This window comes from Rhodoferax sp. UBA5149, assembly GCF_002413825.1.
Classification (GTDB): domain Bacteria; phylum Pseudomonadota; class Gammaproteobacteria; order Burkholderiales; family Burkholderiaceae_C; genus Rhodoferax.
On the sequence record NZ_DHXT01000118.1, the window covers coordinates 1 to 262 of the forward strand.

Annotated in this window: 1 protein-coding gene; it reads right to left on the minus strand. The window is 57.3% G+C overall.

Translation table 11 applies throughout. The features are described from left to right. A partial coding sequence (locus B3V69_RS10675) for a glutaredoxin family protein (protein WP_296446438.1) occupies positions 1–262 on the minus strand: 262 nt, incomplete at both ends.

Below are 262 nucleotides of genomic sequence, written 5' to 3' on the forward strand. Positions count from 1 at the left end.
GGTACCTTGGTCTGGCCGCATCCACGCACCAAGTCGTCGCGATTCTTGCCGGCTTTTTGTGCGTCGACGCGTTCAATTTTCAGTGACAAACGACGCTTCTCCTGTCGCACCTTGATGCAAAAAGGACAGGTCCTGTACTGATATAGAACGAGGTTCCGACACTGCTGATCCACCTTCTCCTGCAAGGCCAGCGGTCGCACGAGGCCCTTTGGGCGGGTGACAAACTCCCAGAGCAGCATCACTGGGCCCATGACGAGCCGCA